General features: G+C 70.0%; 17 protein-coding genes. 11 read left to right on the forward strand and 6 right to left on the reverse strand.

Annotation, left to right across the window (positions count from 1 at the left end):
- Positions 1 to 8: 8 nt before the first annotated feature.
- From ACIBKY_RS04120 to ACIBKY_RS04135, 4 genes are all read right to left on the reverse strand, one after another.
- Positions 9 to 917 carry an RNA polymerase subunit sigma-70 gene (locus ACIBKY_RS04120; RefSeq protein ID WP_397094253.1) on the reverse strand — a complete coding sequence of 303 codons (909 nt, stop codon included), beginning with the start codon at positions 915 to 917 and terminating at the stop codon, positions 9 to 11.
- Between the two features lie 20 nt (positions 918 to 937).
- Positions 938 to 1,747 (reverse strand): crotonase/enoyl-CoA hydratase family protein, encoded by an 810-nt coding sequence (locus ACIBKY_RS04125; protein ID WP_397094254.1) that lies wholly within the window; start codon positions 1,745 to 1,747, stop codon positions 938 to 940.
- Positions 1,748 to 1,790: 43 nt separating this feature from the next.
- A complete protein-coding gene (locus ACIBKY_RS04130) occupies positions 1,791 to 2,417 on the reverse strand; it encodes a class F sortase (RefSeq protein WP_397094256.1) in 627 nt (208 codons plus the stop codon).
- 144 nt (positions 2,418 to 2,561) lie between these two features.
- Entirely contained in the window at positions 2,562 to 4,373 is a 1,812-nt protein-coding gene (locus tag ACIBKY_RS04135) for a hypothetical protein (protein WP_397094257.1), read from the reverse strand.
- 289 nt (positions 4,374 to 4,662) lie between these two features.
- On the opposite strand from ACIBKY_RS04135, the gene ACIBKY_RS04140 reads away from it, so the two are divergent.
- The 6 genes from ACIBKY_RS04140 (at position 4,663) to ACIBKY_RS04165 (ending at position 11,491) form a co-directional block, all read left to right on the forward strand.
- The gene (locus ACIBKY_RS04140; RefSeq protein WP_397094258.1) at positions 4,663 to 6,207 is read left to right on the forward strand and encodes an acyl-CoA synthetase; all 1,545 of its coding nucleotides are present in this window, start codon (positions 4,663 to 4,665) and stop codon (positions 6,205 to 6,207) included.
- Complete coding sequence (locus tag ACIBKY_RS04145; RefSeq protein WP_397094260.1) at positions 6,197 to 7,093, forward strand: Zn-ribbon domain-containing OB-fold protein; 897 nt, start codon at positions 6,197 to 6,199, stop codon at positions 7,091 to 7,093. The genes ACIBKY_RS04140 and ACIBKY_RS04145 overlap by 11 nt, the downstream gene beginning before the upstream one ends.
- On the forward strand, positions 7,093 to 8,076 hold the full coding sequence (locus ACIBKY_RS04150; protein ID WP_397094262.1) for a lipid-transfer protein: 984 nt from the start codon (positions 7,093 to 7,095) through the stop codon (positions 8,074 to 8,076). The genes ACIBKY_RS04145 and ACIBKY_RS04150 overlap by 1 nt, the downstream gene beginning before the upstream one ends.
- A complete protein-coding gene (locus ACIBKY_RS04155) occupies positions 8,076 to 9,224 on the forward strand; it encodes a thiolase domain-containing protein (RefSeq protein WP_397095440.1) in 1,149 nt (382 codons plus the stop codon). Before ACIBKY_RS04150 ends, ACIBKY_RS04155 begins: the two co-directional genes overlap by 1 nt.
- The gene (locus ACIBKY_RS04160) at positions 9,224 to 10,798 is read left to right on the forward strand and encodes an acyl-CoA synthetase (RefSeq protein WP_397094264.1); all 1,575 of its coding nucleotides are present in this window, start codon (positions 9,224 to 9,226) and stop codon (positions 10,796 to 10,798) included. The genes ACIBKY_RS04155 and ACIBKY_RS04160 overlap by 1 nt, the downstream gene beginning before the upstream one ends.
- 69 nt (positions 10,799 to 10,867) lie before the next feature.
- A complete protein-coding gene (locus ACIBKY_RS04165; protein WP_397094266.1) occupies positions 10,868 to 11,491 on the forward strand; it encodes an HAD family hydrolase in 624 nt (207 codons plus the stop codon).
- Here ACIBKY_RS04165 and ACIBKY_RS04170 read toward each other — a convergent pair.
- Entirely contained in the window at positions 11,472 to 12,098 is a 627-nt protein-coding gene (locus ACIBKY_RS04170; RefSeq protein WP_397094268.1) for a LysE family translocator, read from the reverse strand. The two genes, ACIBKY_RS04165 and ACIBKY_RS04170, sit on opposite strands and share 20 nt — an antisense overlap.
- 450 nt (positions 12,099 to 12,548) lie before the next feature.
- Entirely contained in the window at positions 12,549 to 13,415 is an 867-nt protein-coding gene (locus ACIBKY_RS04175) for a LysR family transcriptional regulator (RefSeq protein ID WP_397094270.1), read from the reverse strand.
- Between the two features lie 99 nt (positions 13,416 to 13,514).
- Between ACIBKY_RS04175 and ACIBKY_RS04180 the strand changes: the two genes are divergently transcribed.
- From ACIBKY_RS04180 to ACIBKY_RS04200, 5 genes are all read left to right on the forward strand, one after another.
- On the forward strand, positions 13,515 to 14,036 hold the full coding sequence (locus tag ACIBKY_RS04180; protein ID WP_184957638.1) for a cysteine dioxygenase family protein: 522 nt from the start codon (positions 13,515 to 13,517) through the stop codon (positions 14,034 to 14,036).
- Positions 14,037 to 14,167: 131 nt separating this feature from the next.
- A complete protein-coding gene (locus tag ACIBKY_RS04185; protein WP_397094272.1) occupies positions 14,168 to 15,196 on the forward strand; it encodes a LacI family DNA-binding transcriptional regulator in 1,029 nt (342 codons plus the stop codon).
- Positions 15,197 to 15,212: 16 nt separating this feature from the next.
- Entirely contained in the window at positions 15,213 to 16,700 is a 1,488-nt protein-coding gene (locus ACIBKY_RS04190; RefSeq protein WP_397094274.1) for an ABC transporter substrate-binding protein, read from the forward strand.
- A 2-nt stretch (positions 16,701 to 16,702) separates the two neighbouring features.
- The gene (locus ACIBKY_RS04195) at positions 16,703 to 17,680 is read left to right on the forward strand and encodes a carbohydrate ABC transporter permease (RefSeq protein WP_397094275.1); all 978 of its coding nucleotides are present in this window, start codon (positions 16,703 to 16,705) and stop codon (positions 17,678 to 17,680) included.
- A complete protein-coding gene (locus ACIBKY_RS04200; protein ID WP_397094277.1) occupies positions 17,677 to 18,489 on the forward strand; it encodes a carbohydrate ABC transporter permease in 813 nt (270 codons plus the stop codon). Before ACIBKY_RS04195 ends, ACIBKY_RS04200 begins: the two co-directional genes overlap by 4 nt.
- Positions 18,490 to 18,567: the final 78 nt, after the last annotated feature.

An 18,567-nucleotide genomic window follows, 5' to 3' on the forward strand; every position in this document is an offset into this window, starting at 1 on the left:
AATCGGTCTCAGTCGAAGATTCTTTCCGGCAGTCCGAACGTGGGCAGCGTCTCGGGCCCGAACGTGGTGATCTCGGCGATCAGGCCGTCCTCGACGCGCAGCACGTCGAGGTTGACCGCGCCGAAGAACTCCTCGCCCGGCCGCCGTACGTAGTTGGCCACCGCGGGCATCCTGTTCGCGGTGGTGGTACGCGCCCGCCACTCGCCCCACGCCTCCTGGCCCGCCATGACCGGCGCCCACATGTCGAGGATCGCCCGGCGTCCCGGGAAGAACATCATCGCCGGCGGCATGGCCTGCAGCGCGTCCTCGCGCAACAAGGTCGCCAGCGTGCCCATGTCCGCCTTCATCGACGCCTCGACGAAGCGCTTGAGAACGGCCCGCTCCTCGGGGCTCGGCTCGGTGGCGGCCGCCCAGTCGCCGCGCCGTTCTGGAAGGTGCTTGCGGAGGGTTGCCCGGCCGCGCTGGAGCGCGCTCTTGACGGACGGCACCGTCATCTCCAGCGTCTCGGCGGTCTCCTCCGCGGGCCAGCCGAGCACGTCGCGCATGACCAGCACCGCGCGCTGTCGCGCGGGCAGATGCTGGATGACCGCGAGAAAGGCCAGCTCGATGGTCTCCCTCGCCACGGCCAGCTCCTCCGGGAGCTGCTGGTCGGGGTACGGCTCCAGCCACGGCACATCCGACAACGGCGCCTCCGACAGCACCACGTCCTTGCGCTTGCCGAGAAGGTCGAGACAGACGTTGGTCGCGATCTTGTAGAGCCAGGCGCGGTAGGTGGAACGGCCCTCGTAGGTGTCGGCCCCGCGCCAGGCGCGCAGCATCGTCTCCTGAACCGCGTCCTCGGCCTCGGTGTAGGAGCCGAGCATGCGATAGCAGTGCACGTGCAGCTCACGCCGGTACCGCTCCGCCTCCTCCACCATGCCTGACACCCTAACGGCGGTTACACGCCTCGGTAGGTCGCGGGGCGCTTCTCCTTGAAGGCGCGCGAGCCCTCGCGGGCGTCCTCGGAGCCGATGACCGGCCAGCCGTACTCGTCGGAGACCTTCAAGGCCTCCGGCTCGGCCAGGCCCAGCGTGTCGCGGTAGGTCCGCAGGATCGCCTGTACGGCCAGCGGCCCCGACGCCGCGATGTCGTCGGCGATCTCCCTGGCCACGGCCAGCGCCCGGCCGTCGGGGACCACGCGGTTGACCAGGCCCATCGACAGCGCCTCCGCGGCGGTCACCGAGCGGCCGGTGAGCAGGAGGTCCATGGCGTGGCAGTACGGGATCTGGCGTGGCAGCCGGATCGCCGCCCCGCCCATGGGGAACAGCGCCCGCTTGGCCTCGAACAGCCCCAGTGTCGCCGACTCGGCCACGACGCGCAGGTCGGTGCCGATGAGCAGTTCGGTGCCGCCGGCGACCGCGTAGCCCTCGGCCGCGCAGACGATCGGCTTGGTGGGCAGGTCCTCCCGCAGCAGCCCCTTCCAGTGGAAATTGGGGATCTGGGCGGCACGGGCCTGTACGTCGGGGTCCTGGGACGGCTGGCCCATCGCCTTGAGGTCGGCTCCGGCGCAGAACGTGCCTTCGGCCCCGGTCAGCACCGCCACCCGTACGCCGGGTTCGGCGGAGACGTAGGCCCAGGCCGAGGCCAGGCCGATCAACATGTCGGAGGAGAGCGCGTTGCGGGCCTCCGGCCGGTTCAGGGTGACGATCACGACGTGGCCGTCGCGCTCGATCCGGCAGTGCGGGGTGCTGATCGGCAGGAGTTCCACGGGGCAACCTCCGGAGACGCTGAAGTATCAAGCGCTTGCTAGGTTACACGGTGAGGTGCGCGTAGACGATGACGTTGTCCTCATAGTGGCCCGTCGCGGGATCGAACGCGCCGCCGCAGGTCACCAGCCGCAACTCCGCCCCCTCTGTCGCGCCGTACACCTTCTCGGTGGGAAAGGCGTCCTTGTCCACCCGCTCCACCGAATCCACGGCGAACTCCGCCACCGAGCCGTCCGCCCGCCTGACCGAGATCGTGTCGCCCTGTCCGAGCGTGCCGGCCTTGTGGAAGACCGCGGGTCTGCCGTGCGCGTCCACATGCCCCAGCAGTACGGCCGGCCCGTCCTCACCCGGCGTCGGCCGGTGCTTGTACCAGCCCACCAGCTCCGGCCGGTCCAGCGGCGGCACCTCCACCGACTGGTCGGGCTTGAGCCCCACCGGGTCGATCGGCGCGTCCTTCACCCCGATCCTCCCGATCGAGACGCTGACCGGCTCCGACCTCTTCATGGCCGTGTCCGCCTCGGCGAACATCGGCGCCTGCCGTGGCGCCGCGGCCGTGCGCGTCTCCGCCGCCCGCGCGGGCAGAGGCTCGCCCCTGAACGAACCGGCGACCGCCAGGCCGCCGGAGAACACCAGTACGGCCGCCGCGGCCTGGACCAGTGTGCTCCTGATCATGACTGTCCCCCGATGTGGTCGGCGAAGGAAGGAAGGGGTACGGCCCGCGTGCTGCCGGGCCGTACCCCCCTGGAACGGCCGGCCGGGCGGCCGGGCCGTACCCGAGGAGAGCGACCCGGCGTCAGGCCGGGTCGCGCTCCACGATCAGGCCTCGTCGGTGCGACGGCGGACAAACAGGGCCGAGCCCGCGCCGCCCGCGATCAGCATGCCGCCGAGCGCCACCCCGCCGTAGCGGGCGTTGCCCTCGGGCAGGCCGCCGCCGGTGTCCGCGCCGCCCTTGGGGGTCAGCGTGAAGCCGCTGGCCCGGTAACGGGGCTTGACGGTGAGCTTCGCCCAGTCGGTGGCGCCGTTGGCCAGCTTGGCCTTGAACCAGTAGGTGCCCGCGCGGGTGCTGGAGGGCACGTGGAACTTCTTCGCGCCCACGCCCGACTTGCCGACCTTCACGGTGAACCGCTTGCCGGACGGGTCGGTGATCGTCGCCTTCGTCGTCTTGCCGAACGACGAGGTGGCGACGATGGCGGTGAACTTGCCGCCCGCGTACACCTTGTCCGGGTCGAGGATCAGCGCGAGCTGGGTGTGCGGGTGCCGCTTGACCACGGTGAGGCGCGCCGAGGTGCTCTGGCCGCCGTCCAGCGAGGCCCGGACGGTGTACGCGCCGGGACGCGTGCCCTTGGGCGAGGTCAGCTTGACATGGGCCTCGCCCCAGGAGTCGACGCGCACGACGTGCCTGCGGCCGGCCGGGTCGGTGATGGTGACCGGGGTACCGGCCTTGACGTTCGTGGTGGTGACGCCGGCGTAGTAGCTCTGGCCCGCCACGATCTTGCTCGGCGACAGGTCGAGCTCCAGCCCCGTCACCGGCACCGGCTTGACCGGGCCCTTCACGGTGACCGTGGTGGAGGCGGTCCCCACGGTACGGCCGGCGGCGTCCTTGAACACCACGTCGACCGGGTAGACGCCGGGCTTGGCGTCCGGGCGGATCGGCACGGTGCCGGTCCTGGTGGTGCCGAGCGTCATGTTCTCGGTGATCTTCGCCCAGAACGCCGGCGACTCGATGTACGCGTCGGCGGCCTTGCCGGTGACGGTGTAGGAGACCTTGTCACCGGGCTCGGCGGCGCTCGGGCTGACCGCGACGCCGTACCTGACGTCGACGGACTTCTCGACGGTCAGGGTCGTCCGGGCGGAGGAGCCGTCGGCGAAGTGCGCGTCGACCGGGTGCTCGCCGAGCTCGCCGGAGACGCGGACCTGGAAGCGGTACTCCTTGTGGCCGGCGGGAACGTTCCACGAGCCGGGGGAGAAGGCGCGCGAGGTGATGGCCTTCACGTCCGGGCCGTCCGACTTGACGCTCACGTTGACGATGTCGCCGGGCTTGGCGCTGGACCGGTCGACGGTGATGCTCGTCTTGGCGGCGGCCGGCTTCTCGACCGTCAGAACCGCGCGGGCGGAGGAGCCGTCGGCGAAGTGGGCGTCGACCGGGTACTCGCCGGGGGTCTGCGACACGCGGACCTGGAAGCGGTACTCCGTGCGCTTGCCCGGCACGTTCCAGGACGGCGGGTTGAAGCCGCGCGAGGTGATGGCCGTGATGGCCTCGCGCGTGGAGGTGACCGAGACCGTGATGATCTCGCCGGGCTTGGCCGTGGTGGAGCTGAGGGTGATGGAGCCCTTCTGCTCCACCTCCTTCTTCTCGGCTGCCTTGGTGGAAGCCGAAGCGGACGGCTTCGAGGACGGCTTGGCCGAAGGCTTCTCGGAAGGCTTCGACGCGGGCTTCTCAGAGGGCTTCTCGGAGGGCTTGTCGGAGGGCTTGCCAGAGGGCTTGGGCGTCTCGACCGGCGCCTCGGGAGAGCTGGTCTCGACCGGGGCGACGGGGAGGTCCGTGGGGGTGTCCGCGAGAGCCGGGCTCGCGGTGAGTACGGCGAGACCGAGGGCACCGGCAGCCGCCAGGGACTTGTTGAAGCGCATGTTCTCCCAATCGATGAGGCGGCGCGGGGTTCAGGAGACCCCCGTGCTCGGGAACACGCCGCCTCGCGACGAACATCATCTCGCAACAAAAGTGACAGAAGTGACCAAAGTGGACAAAAGCCAAGTTTCTTGACTATTTCATTACGTCTAGGCAGGTAAACGCCCAAATCGGTAACTCTAGCGGAGTCGTGGGACGCGGCGTGACTCGTGTGAAATCAAGCGCTTGCTCGGGGCTTTGCCGGCGCGTTACGCTCGCCTGAAGCTCTACCCCCCGACACGAGGGAGCGCGATGGGCACGCTCGGATTCTGGCGGCTGGCGCAGGCGGATCCCGGCTGGATCGCCGCCGTGGACCCCGACGGCACCGAGCATCGGGCCGGTGACCTCTTAGCCCGTTCCAACCAGCTCGTCCACGGCCTGCGCGAGCTCGGGCTCCAGCCCGGCGACGGCATCTGCGGACTGGTGCCCAACGGCGCCGACGGACTCGTCCTCTATCTGGCCGCGCTCCAGGCGGGCTGGTACTACACCCCGGTCAACTGGCATCTGACCGGCCCCGAGATCGCCTACATCGTCGAGGACAGCGAGGCCAAGGCCTTCGTCGTCGACCCGCGCTACGCGGCCGAGGGGACCAAGGGCGCCCAGGTCATCGAGCCGCACCGCCGCTTCGCCGTACGGCCGATCGAGGGTTTCCGCCCGATCGGGGAGCTGACCGAGGGCCGGCCGGCGACGGCGCCGCAGGACCGCACGGCCGGCGCCACGATGCACTACACCTCCGGCACCACCGGCAAGCCCAAGGGCGTCAGGCGGAAGCTGAGCGGCCTGGACCCCGACGACGGAGCGGAGCTGATGACGTTCCTGCTGACGTTGTTCGGCATCACGCCCGGCCGGCCCAACGCGCACCTCGTGACCGCGCCGAACTACCACACCGCCGTCACGCAGTTCGGCGGTACGGCGCTGCACATGGGCCACACGCTCGTCTACATGGACCGATGGGACGCCGAGGAGACCCTGCGGCTGTGCGAACGCCACGGCGTGACCAACTCCCACATGGTCCCCACCCACTTCAAGCGGCTGCTCGCGCTGCCCGCCGAGACGCGGGAGAAGTACGACCTGTCCTCGCTCAGGTGGATGATCCACGCGGCGGCCCCCTGCCCGGTCCCGGTCAAGCACCAGATGCTCGACTGGTGGGGCGAGGTGGTCTACGAGTACTACGCGGCCACCGAGGGCGGCGGCACCCTGGCCACGCCCCAGGAGTGGAAGGCGCATCCGGGCACGGTCGGCAAAGCCTGGCCGATCAGCGAACTGCTCATCGTGGACGACTCCGGCGAGCCGGTGCCCACGGGCACCCCCGGCACGATCTACATGAAGATGATGGGCGTCGCCTTCGAGTACAAGGGCGATCCCGACAAGACCGCGGCGAACCGCCTCAAGGACCACTTCACCGTCGGCGACATCGGCTACCTGGACGAGGACGGCTTCCTGTTCCTCTGCGACCGCAAGGCCGACATGATCATCTCGGGTGGCGCCAACATCTACCCGGCCGAGATCGAGAACGAGCTCATGATCCACCCCAAGGTCGCCGACGTCGCGGTCTTCGGCATTCCCGACGAGGAGTGGGGCGAGCAGATCAAGGCGGTCATCGAGCCCGCCGAGGGCTGCGAGCCCGGCCCCGAGCTGGCCGAGGAGATCCTCGCCTCGCTGGAGGGACGGCTGGCGCGGATGAAGTGGCCCAAGTCCGTCGACTTCATCGCCGAGATGCCACGCGAACCCAACGGCAAGCTGCTCAAACGCAAGCTGCGCGCGCCCTACTGGGAGGGACACGGCCGTGCCATCTGAGCCTCTGGTCGCCGACCACGTCCTGGAGTTCCCCGGCGGATACACGCGCACGACGGGGCCGGTCATCGGCAGGTTCCTGACCGAACTGCGTGACGGGCGGATCGTCGGCGTCCGCACGGCGGAGGGGCGGGTGCTGGTGCCGCCGCTGGAGTACGACCCGGACAGCGGCGACCCGGTCACCGGCGAGTACGTGGAAGTCGGCCCCGCCGGCACCGTCACCGCCTGGACCTGGGTGGAGACGCCGCTGGAGCGGCATCCGCTGGACCGGCCCTTCGCCTGGGCGCTGATCCGGCTGGACGGCGCCGACACGGCGCTGGTGCACGCCGTGGACGCGGGCGACGCGAAGGCGCTGGAGGCGGGTACGCGGGTGCGGCCCGTCTGGAGGACAACCCGCAAGGGCCACATCACCGACATCTCCCACTTCGCTGCCGAAGTGACGAAGATCGTCTCCCCTGTGAGGGCCGCCTACAAGATCACCGCGAGCAGGTCGCTGACCCACTTCCTCGAAGGGATCAAGCGCGGCGTCTTCCTCGGCTGCCATTGCCCGGCCTGCGACAAGGTGTACGTCCCCTATCGGCTGTCCTGCCCCGAATGCGGCATCGCGATCTCCGACGAGGTCGAGGTGGCCGACACCGGCACCATCACCACCTTCGCCATCAACAACCTGCCCGACCCGCGCGCCCCCGAGGTGCCGTTCGTCTCCGCCTACATCCTGCTCGACGGCGCGGACGTCCCCATGATCGCGCTCGTCGGCGGCGTCCCCGCCCACGAGGTCCGCCAGGGCATGCGGGTACGCGCCGCATGGGTGCCCGAGGCCGAACGCACCCTGTCGATGTCCAACATCCGGTGGTTCACCCCCACCGGAGAACCAGACGCGGAGCTCTAATGCGCGATGTGGCCGTCGTCGCCTTCGCCCAGACCCACCACACCGACCACGACACCGGCGTCTCCGAGCCGGAGCTGATCCTGCCGGTCATCGACGAGATCCGCGAGAAGACCGGGCTGCGCGCCTTCGGCTTCACCTGCTCGGGCAGCTGCGACTACCTGGCCGGAGCGCCGTTCTCGTTCGTCTCCGCGCTCGACGCCCTCGGCGCCTGGCCGCCGATCTCCGAGAGCCACGTCGAGATGGACGGCGCCTGGGCGCTCTACGAGGCGTGGGTACGCCTGCAGCACGGCGACGTCGACACCGCGCTCGTCTACGGCTTCGGCAAGTCGTCGCTCGGAGACCTGCGCACGATCATGACACTCCAGCTCGACCCGTACTACCTCGAACCGCTCGGCCTCGACCAGATCTCCATGGCGGGTCTGCAGGCCTCGGCGCTGGGCGCGCCCCAGGAAGAGCTCGACGAGATCGTACGGCGCAGCCGTACCGACGGACGGGCCAATCCCTACGCGCTGGACCTTCCGCTGGAAGGCGGCGAGCCACCCATCACGGACGGTGCGGCGGCGGTGGTCCTGGCGGCCGGGGACAGGGCCGGGGAGCTGTGCGCGAACCCCGCCTACATCAGGGGCATCGCCCACCGGATCGAACCCCACTACCCGGGCATGCGCGACCTGTCCCGCTCGGTCTCCGCCGCCGACGCCGCCCGCGCGGCGGGGGTCGGCAAGGGCCGGGTCGAGGTCGCCGAGCTGCACGCCCAGTTCGCCCACGAGGAGATCATCCTCAGGCGGGCGCTGGAACTGCCCGCCGAGACCGCGATCAACCCCAGCGGCGGCCCGCTGGCCGCCAACCCCGTCATGGCCACGGGCCTGATCCGCATCGGCGAGGCCGCGGGCCACATCCTCGACGGCCGGGCCGCGCGCACCGTCGGCCACGCCGCCGGCGGCCCCTGCCTGCAGCACAACCTCGTGACCGTACTGGAGGCATGATGGGGAACTCTTGCGCGGTGATCGGCGTCGGGCAGACGCACTACACGACGAAGCGGCGCGACGTCTCCATCGCCGGGCTGGTGCGCGAGGCCGCGCTGCGCGCGCTGGAGGACGCCGGGCTGACGTTCAAGGACATCGACGCGGTCGTCATCGGCAAGGCGCCCGACCTGTTCGAGGGCGTGATGATGCCGGAGGCCTACCTGGCCGACGCGCTCGGCGCCGCGGGCAAGCCGATGATGCGGGTGCACACCGCCGGATCGGTCGGCGGCTCCACCGCGCTGGTCGGGGCCTCGCTGATCCAGGGCGGCGTGCACGACCGGGTGCTCGTCGTCGCCTTCGAGAAGCAGTCGGAGTCGAACGCCACCTGGGCCCTGTCGACGCACCTGCCGTTCAACGCCTCGCTGGTCGTGGGCGCGGGCGGCTACTTCGCGCCGCACATCCGCGAGTACATGCGGCGCTCCGGTGCGCCCGGGCACATCGGCACGCTCGTCGCGGTCAAGGACCGCCAGAACGCGCTGAAGAACCCCTACGCGCACCTGAAGATCCCCGGCATCAACCGTCAGATGGTCGAGTCCACGCCCATGCTCTGGGAGCCCATCCGCTACCTGGAGACCTGCCCGTCCAGCGACGGTGCCTGCGCGATGGTGCTCGCGTCGGAGTCCGCCGTGACCGGCACGCCCGCATGGGTCCACGGTACGGCGATGCGCTCCGAGCCGATCTTCCGGGCCGGCCGCGACACCGTGAACCCGCAGGGCGGCAAGGACTGCGCCGCCGACGTCTACCGGCAGGCCGGGATCACCGACCCGCGCAGGGACATCGACGTCGCCGAGACCTACGTGCCCTTCTCCTGGTACGAGCCCATGTGGCTGGAGAACCTCGGCTTCGCCGCCGAGGGCGAGGGATGGAAGCTCACCGAGTCGGGCGCCACCGCGCTCGACGGCGACATCCCGTGGAACGCCTCGGGCGGCGTCCTGTCGTCCAACCCGATCGGCGCCTCCGGGCTGATCAGGTTCGCCGAGGCGGCGCAGCAGGTCCGGGGGATGGCGGGGGAGCACCAGGTGGACGGCGCCCGGCGGGCGCTCGGCCACGCCTATGGCGGGGGAGCCCAGTTCTTCGCGATGTGGGTCGTCGGACGGGAGAAGCCCTGATGGAGTTCAACCACGCGGACCTGTTCGAAGCGCTCGCGGACCGGATCGGCGACCGGGTCGCGGTCGTCTGCGGCGACCAGCGCCGCACCTACGCCGAACTGGACGCCGAGGCGAACCGGCTGGCGCACTACCTGGAGAGCGTGGGCGTCGGCCCCGGCGGGCACGTGGGCCTGCACCTGTACAACGGCGTCGAGTACGTGGCCGGGCTGCTGGCCGCGCTCAAGCTGCGCGCGGTGCCGATCAACGTCAACTACCGCTACGTCGAGGCCGAACTGCTCTACCTCTACAACGACTCCGACATCGTGGCGCTGGTCTACGACGTGGAGTTCGCGGGACGGGTGGCGGCCGTGGCGCCCGAGGCGGCCAAGCTGCGTCACCTGATCTCGGTGGGCGGCGAGGCGGCCGGGGCGGTGCCGTACGAGAAGGCGCTGGAAGGTCAGCCGGAGACGCGCGGCTTCCCCGGGCGCAGCGGCGAGGACGTCTACATCATCTACACCGGCGGCACCACGGGCATGCCCAAGGGCGCGATGTGGCACGTCGAGGACCTGTTCATGGCGTTCGGGGGCGGCAATCCGTACGGCGAGCCGCGCGCGACCCCGCAGGAGGTCGTCGACGAGGCGGCCAAGGCGAACCCGATGGTGATGATGGCGGCGCCGCCGCTGATGCACGGGGCGGCGCAGATGGGCACGTTCATCGCCTGGTGGATGGGGGCGACGATCGCGTACGTGCGCCGGTTCGAGGCGGGAGACGTGTGGCGGACGGCCGAGCGCGAGCGGGTGTTCACCATGAACATCACCGGAGACGCGATGGCCAGGCCGCTGGCCGAGGCGCTGGAGGGCGGCTCCTACGACCTGTCGTCGTTGTTCGTGATCAGCTCGACCGGCGCGATCCTCAGCGGGACCGTGCGCGACCGGCTGCAGGAGCTGCTGCCGAACGTGATGATCCTCGACAACTTCGGCTCCACCGAGTCCGGCTACACCGCCTCCGGCGTGGCGGGCTCCACGCCCGAGAAGGGACTGCGCTACCAGCCGAACGCAACCGCCAACCTGGCCGTGCTGGACGAGAACCTCAAGCCCGTCGCCGAAGGGCAGCTCGGCACCGTGGCCAAGTCGGGGCGGGTCGCCTTCGGCTACTACAACGACCCGGAGAAGACGGCCCGCACGTTCGTCACCGACGCCGACGGCACCCGCTGGCTGCTGACCGGCGACCTGGCCACTGTGGACGCCGACGGCACCGTCAACATCTTCGGCCGCGGCTCCCAGTGCATCAACACCGGCGGCGAGAAGGTCTTCCCCGAAGAGGTGGAGGCGGTGCTCAAGGGGCATCCGGCGGTCTTCGACGCGGTCGTGACCGGGATCCCGGACGAGCGCTGGGGCAGCAGGGTGGCCGCGGTGGTCGAGCCCAGGCCGGGGGTGGAGGTGGCCTCCGCCGACCTCGACGCGCACTGCAGGGAGCGGTTGTCGAGCTACAAGGTGCCGCGGACCTACGCGTTCGTGGAGGAGATCATGCGCTCGCCCGCCGGAAAGGCCGACTACCGCTGGGCACGCGAGACGGCCGAACAGGCGTGGCGGTGAGCGCCATCGCGGCAGGGCCTCTATAGAGTTCCATGACCCCCCGAAACGGTCATCTATGTCGGGGGAAGAGTGGACGCGCTGCTGTTCGACTTGTTCGGGGTCATCGCGCCGGGCCAGACCGCGCAGGACCGTGCCGGGATCGAGGCGGCGGCGGGGATCAAGGGATCGGTGTTCTGGAACGCCTACTGGGACGCGCGCGACGGCTACGACCGGGGCGAGCTGACCGGGCGGCAGTACTGGCGGGCGGTGGGCGAGCGGCTGGGAAGATCGTTCGACGACACGGACGAGCTGGTCGCGCTGGACGTGGCAAGCTGGAGCCGGGTGGACACCGAGTTGATCGCCTACATCCGGACCCTGGCCAACCGAGGCATTCGCGTGGGTTTGCTGTCCAACATCCCCAGCGATCTATCCCAATATTTCGCGACTTATCATGCCGAAGTCTTCAAGATCTTCGAGGTCCTGGGACTGTCGAGCCGGATCGGCCACGCCAAGCCCTCACCCGAGGCGTACCTCTGGTGCGTCGAGCGGTTCGGCCTGCCCGCCGACCGGATCATGTTCGTGGACGCGCGCCCGGCCAACGTGGCGGGCGCGCTGGCCGAGGGCATGCAGGCGCACCACTACACCTCGCTGCCCACCCTGCGGGCGCACCTGCTGGCGCGCACGTACGGGATGCCTATGCCTTCTCGCCGGTGAGCATCGCGGCCAGGCCGATGTAGATCACGCCGCTGCCCACGTCGAGGCGCCGCCTGGCCTTGATCGAACGGCGCATCCGCCCGGCCAGCGCCGAGGAGGCCAGCGCGACCACGCCGTCGGAGGCCAGGCCCAGGACCACCCAGATGGCGCCGAGCAGCAGGATCTGCGGCCCGATCGGGCCCGATTCCGGGCTGGTGAAGTTCGGCAGGAAGGCCAGGAAGAAGATGGCCGTCTTCGGGTTGAGCACGTTGACCACGAACCCCTCCCAGAACATCCGCCGGCGCGACTGGACGGGGAACTCGACCGCCTCCTCGTCGGCCGGCTTGGACAGCAGCTTCCTGACGCCGAGGAAGAGCAGGTACGCGACTCCGGCGAACTTCACGATCGTGAACGCCGTGGCTGAGGCGGCCAGCAGCGCGCTGATCCCGAGGGCGGCGGCGGCCACGTGGACCAGCGAGCCCGCGTGCACCCCGAGAACCGACACCATCCCGGCCGCCCGCCCTTGCGCGACGCTCCGGGTCACGATGAACAACACCGCGGGTCCCGGCACGACCAGAATGGCCAGCGTGGCCACCGCGAACAGGGCAAGAGTCGAGATGTCCGGCATAACCCGAGCGTAGGGGCCCACCACCCCAACCGCCACAGATTTCCCACCCGGTCCCCACCCCCAGGCCCCACCCCCGGTCCCCACCCCCAGGCCCCACCCACGGTCCCCACCCCCTGGATGTCACCCCCCTGGATGTCACCCCACGGGACGTCACCCCACGGGACATCAGGCCCCGGATGTCGCCCCGGCGCGCGTCCTCGCCCGTGGCGTCACCTCGCCCCGTGGCATCACCCCCTGGCATCACCCCCTGGCGTCACCCCCGCCCTCGGCCCCGGCCCTCGCCCCGTCCTCACCCGTGGCGTCACCCCCGGCCCTCGCCCTCCGGCGTCGCCCCTGCCCTCACCCGTGGTGTCACCCCCGGCTCTCACCCGCGCCCCGGGCCTCACCCCCGCCCTTGGTCCCGCGCCCCGGTCTCGGACCTGGCGCTCGGCTCCGGTGTCACCTCCAGTCTCAGCCTGGCCAGGCGTCGGTGAGGGCGGTGAGCAGGGCCTGGGTGGCGGGTGGGTAGGGCGGGTCGCCGTATGTGGCGGCGAAGACGTGGCGGGTCGAGCCGGGTATCTCGGCCACCTCCACCGCCGCACTGCGGTGGGCGCTCAGGGCCAGGCCGGGCAGCACCGTCAGGCCCATCCCGGCGGCCACGAGCGCCTGGACGGCCACGATGTCGTCGCTGGTGAAGGAGATGCGCGGCTCGAAGCCCGCCTTGGCGCAGATGTCGAGCAGGTGGCTGCGGCAGCGGTCGCAGCCCGCGATCCACATGGAGTCGGCGTGCTCGGCCAGCGGGCCCGGGGGGTCGGGGGAGACCAGGTAGCTCGGGTCGTCCAGCAGGTGCAGCATCTGGACGCCGGTGTCCTCGGGGGCGGTGTCGTCGTAGCGGAACATGACCGCCACGTCCACCCGTCCGGCGCGGAGCAGGCGCAGGGCCTCGGGCGGCTCGGTCTCGATCAGGCTCAGCTGGAGCCCGGGGTACTCGGCCGACAGGCGGCGGACCGCTCTGGGGACGAAGGTGCCGAGGGCGGAGGGGAAGGCGGCCAGCCGTACGCGGCCGGAGCGCAGGCCCACGTGGGCGGCGAGTTCCTCCGCGGTGGCGTCCAGGCGGGTGATGATCTCGGCGGCGCGTTCGGCGAGCAGGTGCCCGGCGTCGGTGAGGCGGATGCCGCGCCCGACGCGCTGGATGAGCTGGGCGCCGGTCTCGGCTTCCAGGCGGGCCAGGTGGTGGCTGACGGAGGGCTGCGAGTAGTGCAGTTCCTTGGCGGCGGCGGTGACGGAGCCCTTGCGGGCCACGGCGACCAGGACCCGTAGCCGGGTGACATCAAGCATGTCTATGAATATCCCCAAATACTTCTGTTGGACCTATGAATCTCATTAGAGCACTGTAGAAGGGGAAGGCGGAATAACACCATTCCCTAGGGGGAAACCATGGAAATCATGCTGGCCAGGCCCGGACTCGATCAGCTCGTGTCCGGAATCAGGGACATCGTGGCCAAGGACCTTTCGCCGAGGGACACCGCCTTCGCCGTAGCGGACTTCCTGCGGCTGAACCTTCCGGGCCTGGACGTGCTCACCGACGAGGAGCGCGCGGGGGACCCGGAGACCTACCGCTCCTTCCCGTTGCACACGCAGGAGGAGTTCTCCGTCGTGGCCGTCGTGTGGCGGCCCGGCCAGCAGACGCGCATCCACGACCATGTGTCCTGGTGTACGTTCGGCATTCTCAGTGGCGTGGAGTACGAGACGCTTTATCGGGACATGGGCGACCACCTGGTGGAGATCGGCCGCGCCGCCAACCAGCCGGGCGAGGTCAGCGGCTTCGCGCCGCCCGGCGACATCCACAAGGTCGAGAACACCAGCGACGAGATCGGCGTCTCCCTCCACGTCTACGGGGCCGACGTGGGCAGGCTCGGCTCCAGCGTCCGCCGCTACTACGACCTGCCGATTCGTTAGCGGAAGGACCCGAAGGGCCGCCCAGCACACCCGGGCGGCCCTTCGCCGTTTTCGGTAAGCGGCTATTGACATCCTCCGACGTGTGGGACTACTAAATGCATTTAGTTCCCTACGTCCAACCCAGGGGTGCCATGGCCAGCGAGACACCTCCGACGATTGCCGACGTTGCGCGCCTGGCCGGCGTGTCGAAGGGCGCCGTGTCCCTGGCGCTCAACGACAAGCCGGGCGTCAGCGACGAGACCCGGCGCCGCATCAAGCAGGCCGCCCAGGACCTCAACTGGCGTCCGAGCATCCACGCGCGGGCCATGCTGAGCTCACGGGCGTTCGCGGTCGGGCTCGTGCTCGCCCGCGACACCCGCCACCTGGCCGTCGATCCGTTCTTCGCCGGCTTCCTCGGCGGGGTCGAGACCGTCCTGCAGGGCAGCGGGTCGGTGCTGGTGCTGCAGGTGGTGGGCGAGGACGAGGAGGTCGAGGCCGCCGCCTACCGGAGGCTGGTCACCGAGCGGCGTATCGACGGCGCGTTCCTGCTCGACATCCGCGACGGCGACCAGCGCCCCGCGCTCCTCGGCGAGCTCGGGCTGCCGACCGTCGCGGTCGGTCCCGCCGGTGCCGACTACGGGGACATGCCCGCGGTGGGCGTGCGCGACGGCGACGGCATCGCCGCCGCGGTCGGCCATCTCGTCCGGCTCGGCCACCGCGACATCGCCTTCGTCGAGGGCGCGCCCGCCTACCGGCACTCCACCTCCCGCCTGCTCGCCTGGCGCCGGGCCATGGAGGATCACGGGCTGCCCGCCGTACTGCGGGATGCCGGGCACTTCACCGGCGACGGCGGCGCGGCCGCGACCAGGCGGCTGCTCGAACACGGACCCACCGCGATCGTCTACGCCAGCGACCTGATGGCCATCGCCGGCATGTCCGTGGTCAGGGAGAAGGGCCTGGACGTGCCCGGCGACATCTCCATCACCGGCTTCGACGACAACCCCGAGGCGGCGCACCTGCACCCGCCGCTGACCACCGTCCGCCAGGACCCGATCGGGATCGGCGCGACCGCCGCCGAACTGCTCCTGGCCAGGATCGACGGCCGGCCGGCCGACCCCGACCCCCCTTCGCCCGAGCTGATCGTGCGGGCCTCCACCGCGCCACCGCGGGTCACCCCCTAACACCGAAGGAACCCCCATGTCAGAATCCCGTCACCTGTCCCGGCGCGGCTTCCTCGCCGGCGCCCTCGCCACCTCGGCCCTGGCCGCCTGCGGGACCTCCAAGAAGAGCGCCTCGACCGGCAAGGGCGCCGAACTGACCCACTGGGACCAGATGGTCAGCCAGGAGCCCTGGATCAAGAAGGAGATCGAGCTCTTCCAGGCCGCCCGCCCCGACATCGTGGTCAAGCGCACCCAGCAGGCCAGCGGCGACCTGGAGAAGCTCCTCGACCTGGCCTGGCGCGGCGGGAACGCGCCGGACATCTTCAAGGTGCCCAGCGACAAGCTCGACGACTACGTGGAGGAGGGCCGCGTGCTGGCCCTCGACAAGTACGCGACGCTGGAGTGGCAGAAGACCTTCCCCGCCTACTCGTTCGTGGAGGGCGTTAACGCCATCGGCGGCAAGGTGTACGGCGCGCCGTTCGACGGCGAGGCCCCCTGGGTGCAGCTCTACGTCAACAACAAGGTGTTCAAGGACGCCGGTCTGGTCGAGGCGGACGGCACCGTCAAGATCCCGAAGACGTGGGACGAGGTGACGCTGTTCGCCGAGCAGATCGTCAAGAAGGGCAACGGGAGCGTTCACGGGCTCGGGTTCGGCAACAGCGCGTTCGCGATGATCCCGTGGTGGACGGAGCTGTTCACGGCGGGGGCCGGATACCCGGGTTCGATGCCGCCCGGTTTCCCCGGCGGGCTCGACCCGCGTACCGGGAAGTTCACCCGGAGCACCGACCGGGTGGTCAGCGACTTCCTCACGCTGTTCCTGGAGTGGAAGACCAAGGGCTTCATCGTGCCGAACGCGCTCAGCGTGGACGACGAGATCTCCCGCCAGCACTTCGCCCGCGGCAAGTTCGGCATGATCGTCGGCGGCGTCTGGAACCAGCCGGGCTGGACGGAACTCGGCTTCACCGACTACTCGGTGACGACCCTGATCACGCCGGAGGCGCAGCAGAAGAGCTTCTTCTACCACGGACCCGGCAAGTACAGCCTGGCCATCTCCGCCTCCACCAAGAACCCGGACCAGGCGTGGGAGTGGTTCAAGTGGTACCACGGCCCCGACGCCGGCAGCAGGTGGGTCCAGGAGCTCAAGGGCGGGCTGTCCTCACACCCCGAGGCGAACGACCCCGGCAAGATCGACTTCGCCCCCTTCGCCGCCTACGTCGGCATGGCCAAGCTCATCCTGCCCGGCCCCAGCCCGGCCCTGCGCAACCCGGCCACCGCCAACGTCGTGCCCAAGAAGATCACCCCGGACTTCGACGCCATCACCACCGGCCTCTACACCGGGCAGATCAAGGACCTGGCCGGCGCGCTCGCCAAGCTCGCCGAAGAGCAGGAGCGCGTCTTCACCGAGGCGCTGGACAAGGCCGGGAAGAAGGGCCACAAGGTGAGCCTGGACGACTACGTGTTCGCCGACTGGGATCTCACCAAGCCCTACAAGTGGGACATCCCCGAGTACATCGGCGCCAAGTAGGAATGGCGACGGCACAGCTCACCCGGGTGAGCGCCCCCACCCCCACCACCCAGCGTCCAGGCCCCGTCCGCCGCCACGGCTGGACCTACGTCTACCTGGCCCCGTTCGCGATCCTGACCGCGGTCTTCGTGATCTACCCGATCTTCGCCTCGCTCGGATACACCCTGTACGAGTGGGACGGGCTCGGCGAGCCCACCGACTTCATCGGGCTGCGGAACTTCGCCGACGTGGCGGCCGACGAGTTCTTCTGGAGCTCCTTCCGGCACGCCGCCCTGTACACGCTGGTGCTCGTACCGGTGCAGCTCGTGCTCGCGCTGGCTCTGGCCCTCGTGCTCAACAACCCCAAGCTGCGCGGCTCCACCTTCTACCGGGCCATCTACTTCCTGCCCGCGGTCACCTCGGTGGCCATCGTCGGCATCGTGCTCAAGCTCATGCTGTCGAACTTCAGCGACGTGCTCAGCCGGCCGCTGATGGCGGTGGGCCTGACCGACCAGCCGCTCGACTTTCTCGGCGACCCCGGCACCGCGCTCTGGGCGGTGATCGTCATCGGCATCTGGAACACGCTCGGCTACAACATGGTCTACTTCCTGGCCGGGCTCCAGACCATCCCCAAGGAGCAGTACGAGGCGGCGCAGATCGACGGAGCCGGGAAGATCGCCCAGTTCGTGCATGTCACCGTGCCCGGCCTGCGCGGCGTCGGCGTGGTCATCGTCTTCCTCGCCATCATCGGCAGCCTTCAGGTGTTCGACCTGGTGATGGTGCTGACCGGCGGCGGGCCGTACTTCGCGACCGAGGTCGTGAACACCTACATCTACCACCAGGCCTTCGGCGGCAGCATCGGCAGCGGCGGCTCGGCCGAACCCAACGTCGGCTACGCCTCGGCGGCCTCGTTCTTCTTCGGGATCATCCTGCTCGTGCTCACGCTGGGACAGATGTGGGCCATCAAGGTCATGCGGGCGCGGAAGGCGGCACGCGCATGAAGGTGACACGGCACATCCTGCTGCTGGGCTTCGGGCTCGCCTACGTCTATCCGTTCCTGTGGGCGCTCGGCAGCTCGCTGAAGACGCCCATGGACTTTCTCGACGGCGGCCTCAGCCTGATCCCGCCGGAGATGCGGTGGGAGAACTACGCCAAGGCCTGGGACCAGGCCAGCTTCGGCACGTACTTCGTCAACACGCTCGTGATCTCGCTCGTCACGGTGGTCTTCACGCTGCTGCTGACCGCGATGGCCGGCTACGCGCTGGCCCGGCACACCTTCCCCGGCCGCAAGACCCTGCTCTTCGTCATCGGCGCGACGTTCCTGCTGCCGCACGGCTACACGATCATCCCGGTCTTCGACATCGTGAAGGCCCTGGGACTTCTGGACACCATCTGGTCGGTGATCCTCGTGCAGGTAGGTGGCGGGCTGGTGTTCGGCACGTTCATGTTCATGGCGTACTTCCAGGCGATGCCCAAGGAACTGGAGGAGGCGGCCCGGGTGGACGGCGCCGGCTACAACACGCTGTTCTTCCGCGTGATCCTGCCGCTGTCGCGGCCGATGGCGGCGACGCTGGGGTTGTTCACGTTCATCGGCTCGTGGAACAACTTCTTCCTGCCGCTGGTGTTCACCCTGGGCAAGCCCGAGCTCCGCACGCTGGGAGTGGGCCTGTACGCCTTCACCAGCCAGACGTCCACCAACTGGACCCTGCTCTGCGCCGCCGCCATCATCTCCCTCGCGCCCATCGTCGTGGTGTTCGTCGTCGCCCAGCGCTACGTGGTCGACGCCATCGCGGGCGCGGTGAAGGCGTGACGTCTCTCTTCATCCCGTACGGCAAGCCGCCCCCACGCCACCCGCCGTCGCGGGCGGGCGCCGATCGTGGGGGTCGCT

It is taken from the genome of Nonomuraea sp. NPDC050394, from assembly GCF_044459065.1.
GTDB lineage: Bacteria > Actinomycetota > Actinomycetes > Streptosporangiales > Streptosporangiaceae > Nonomuraea.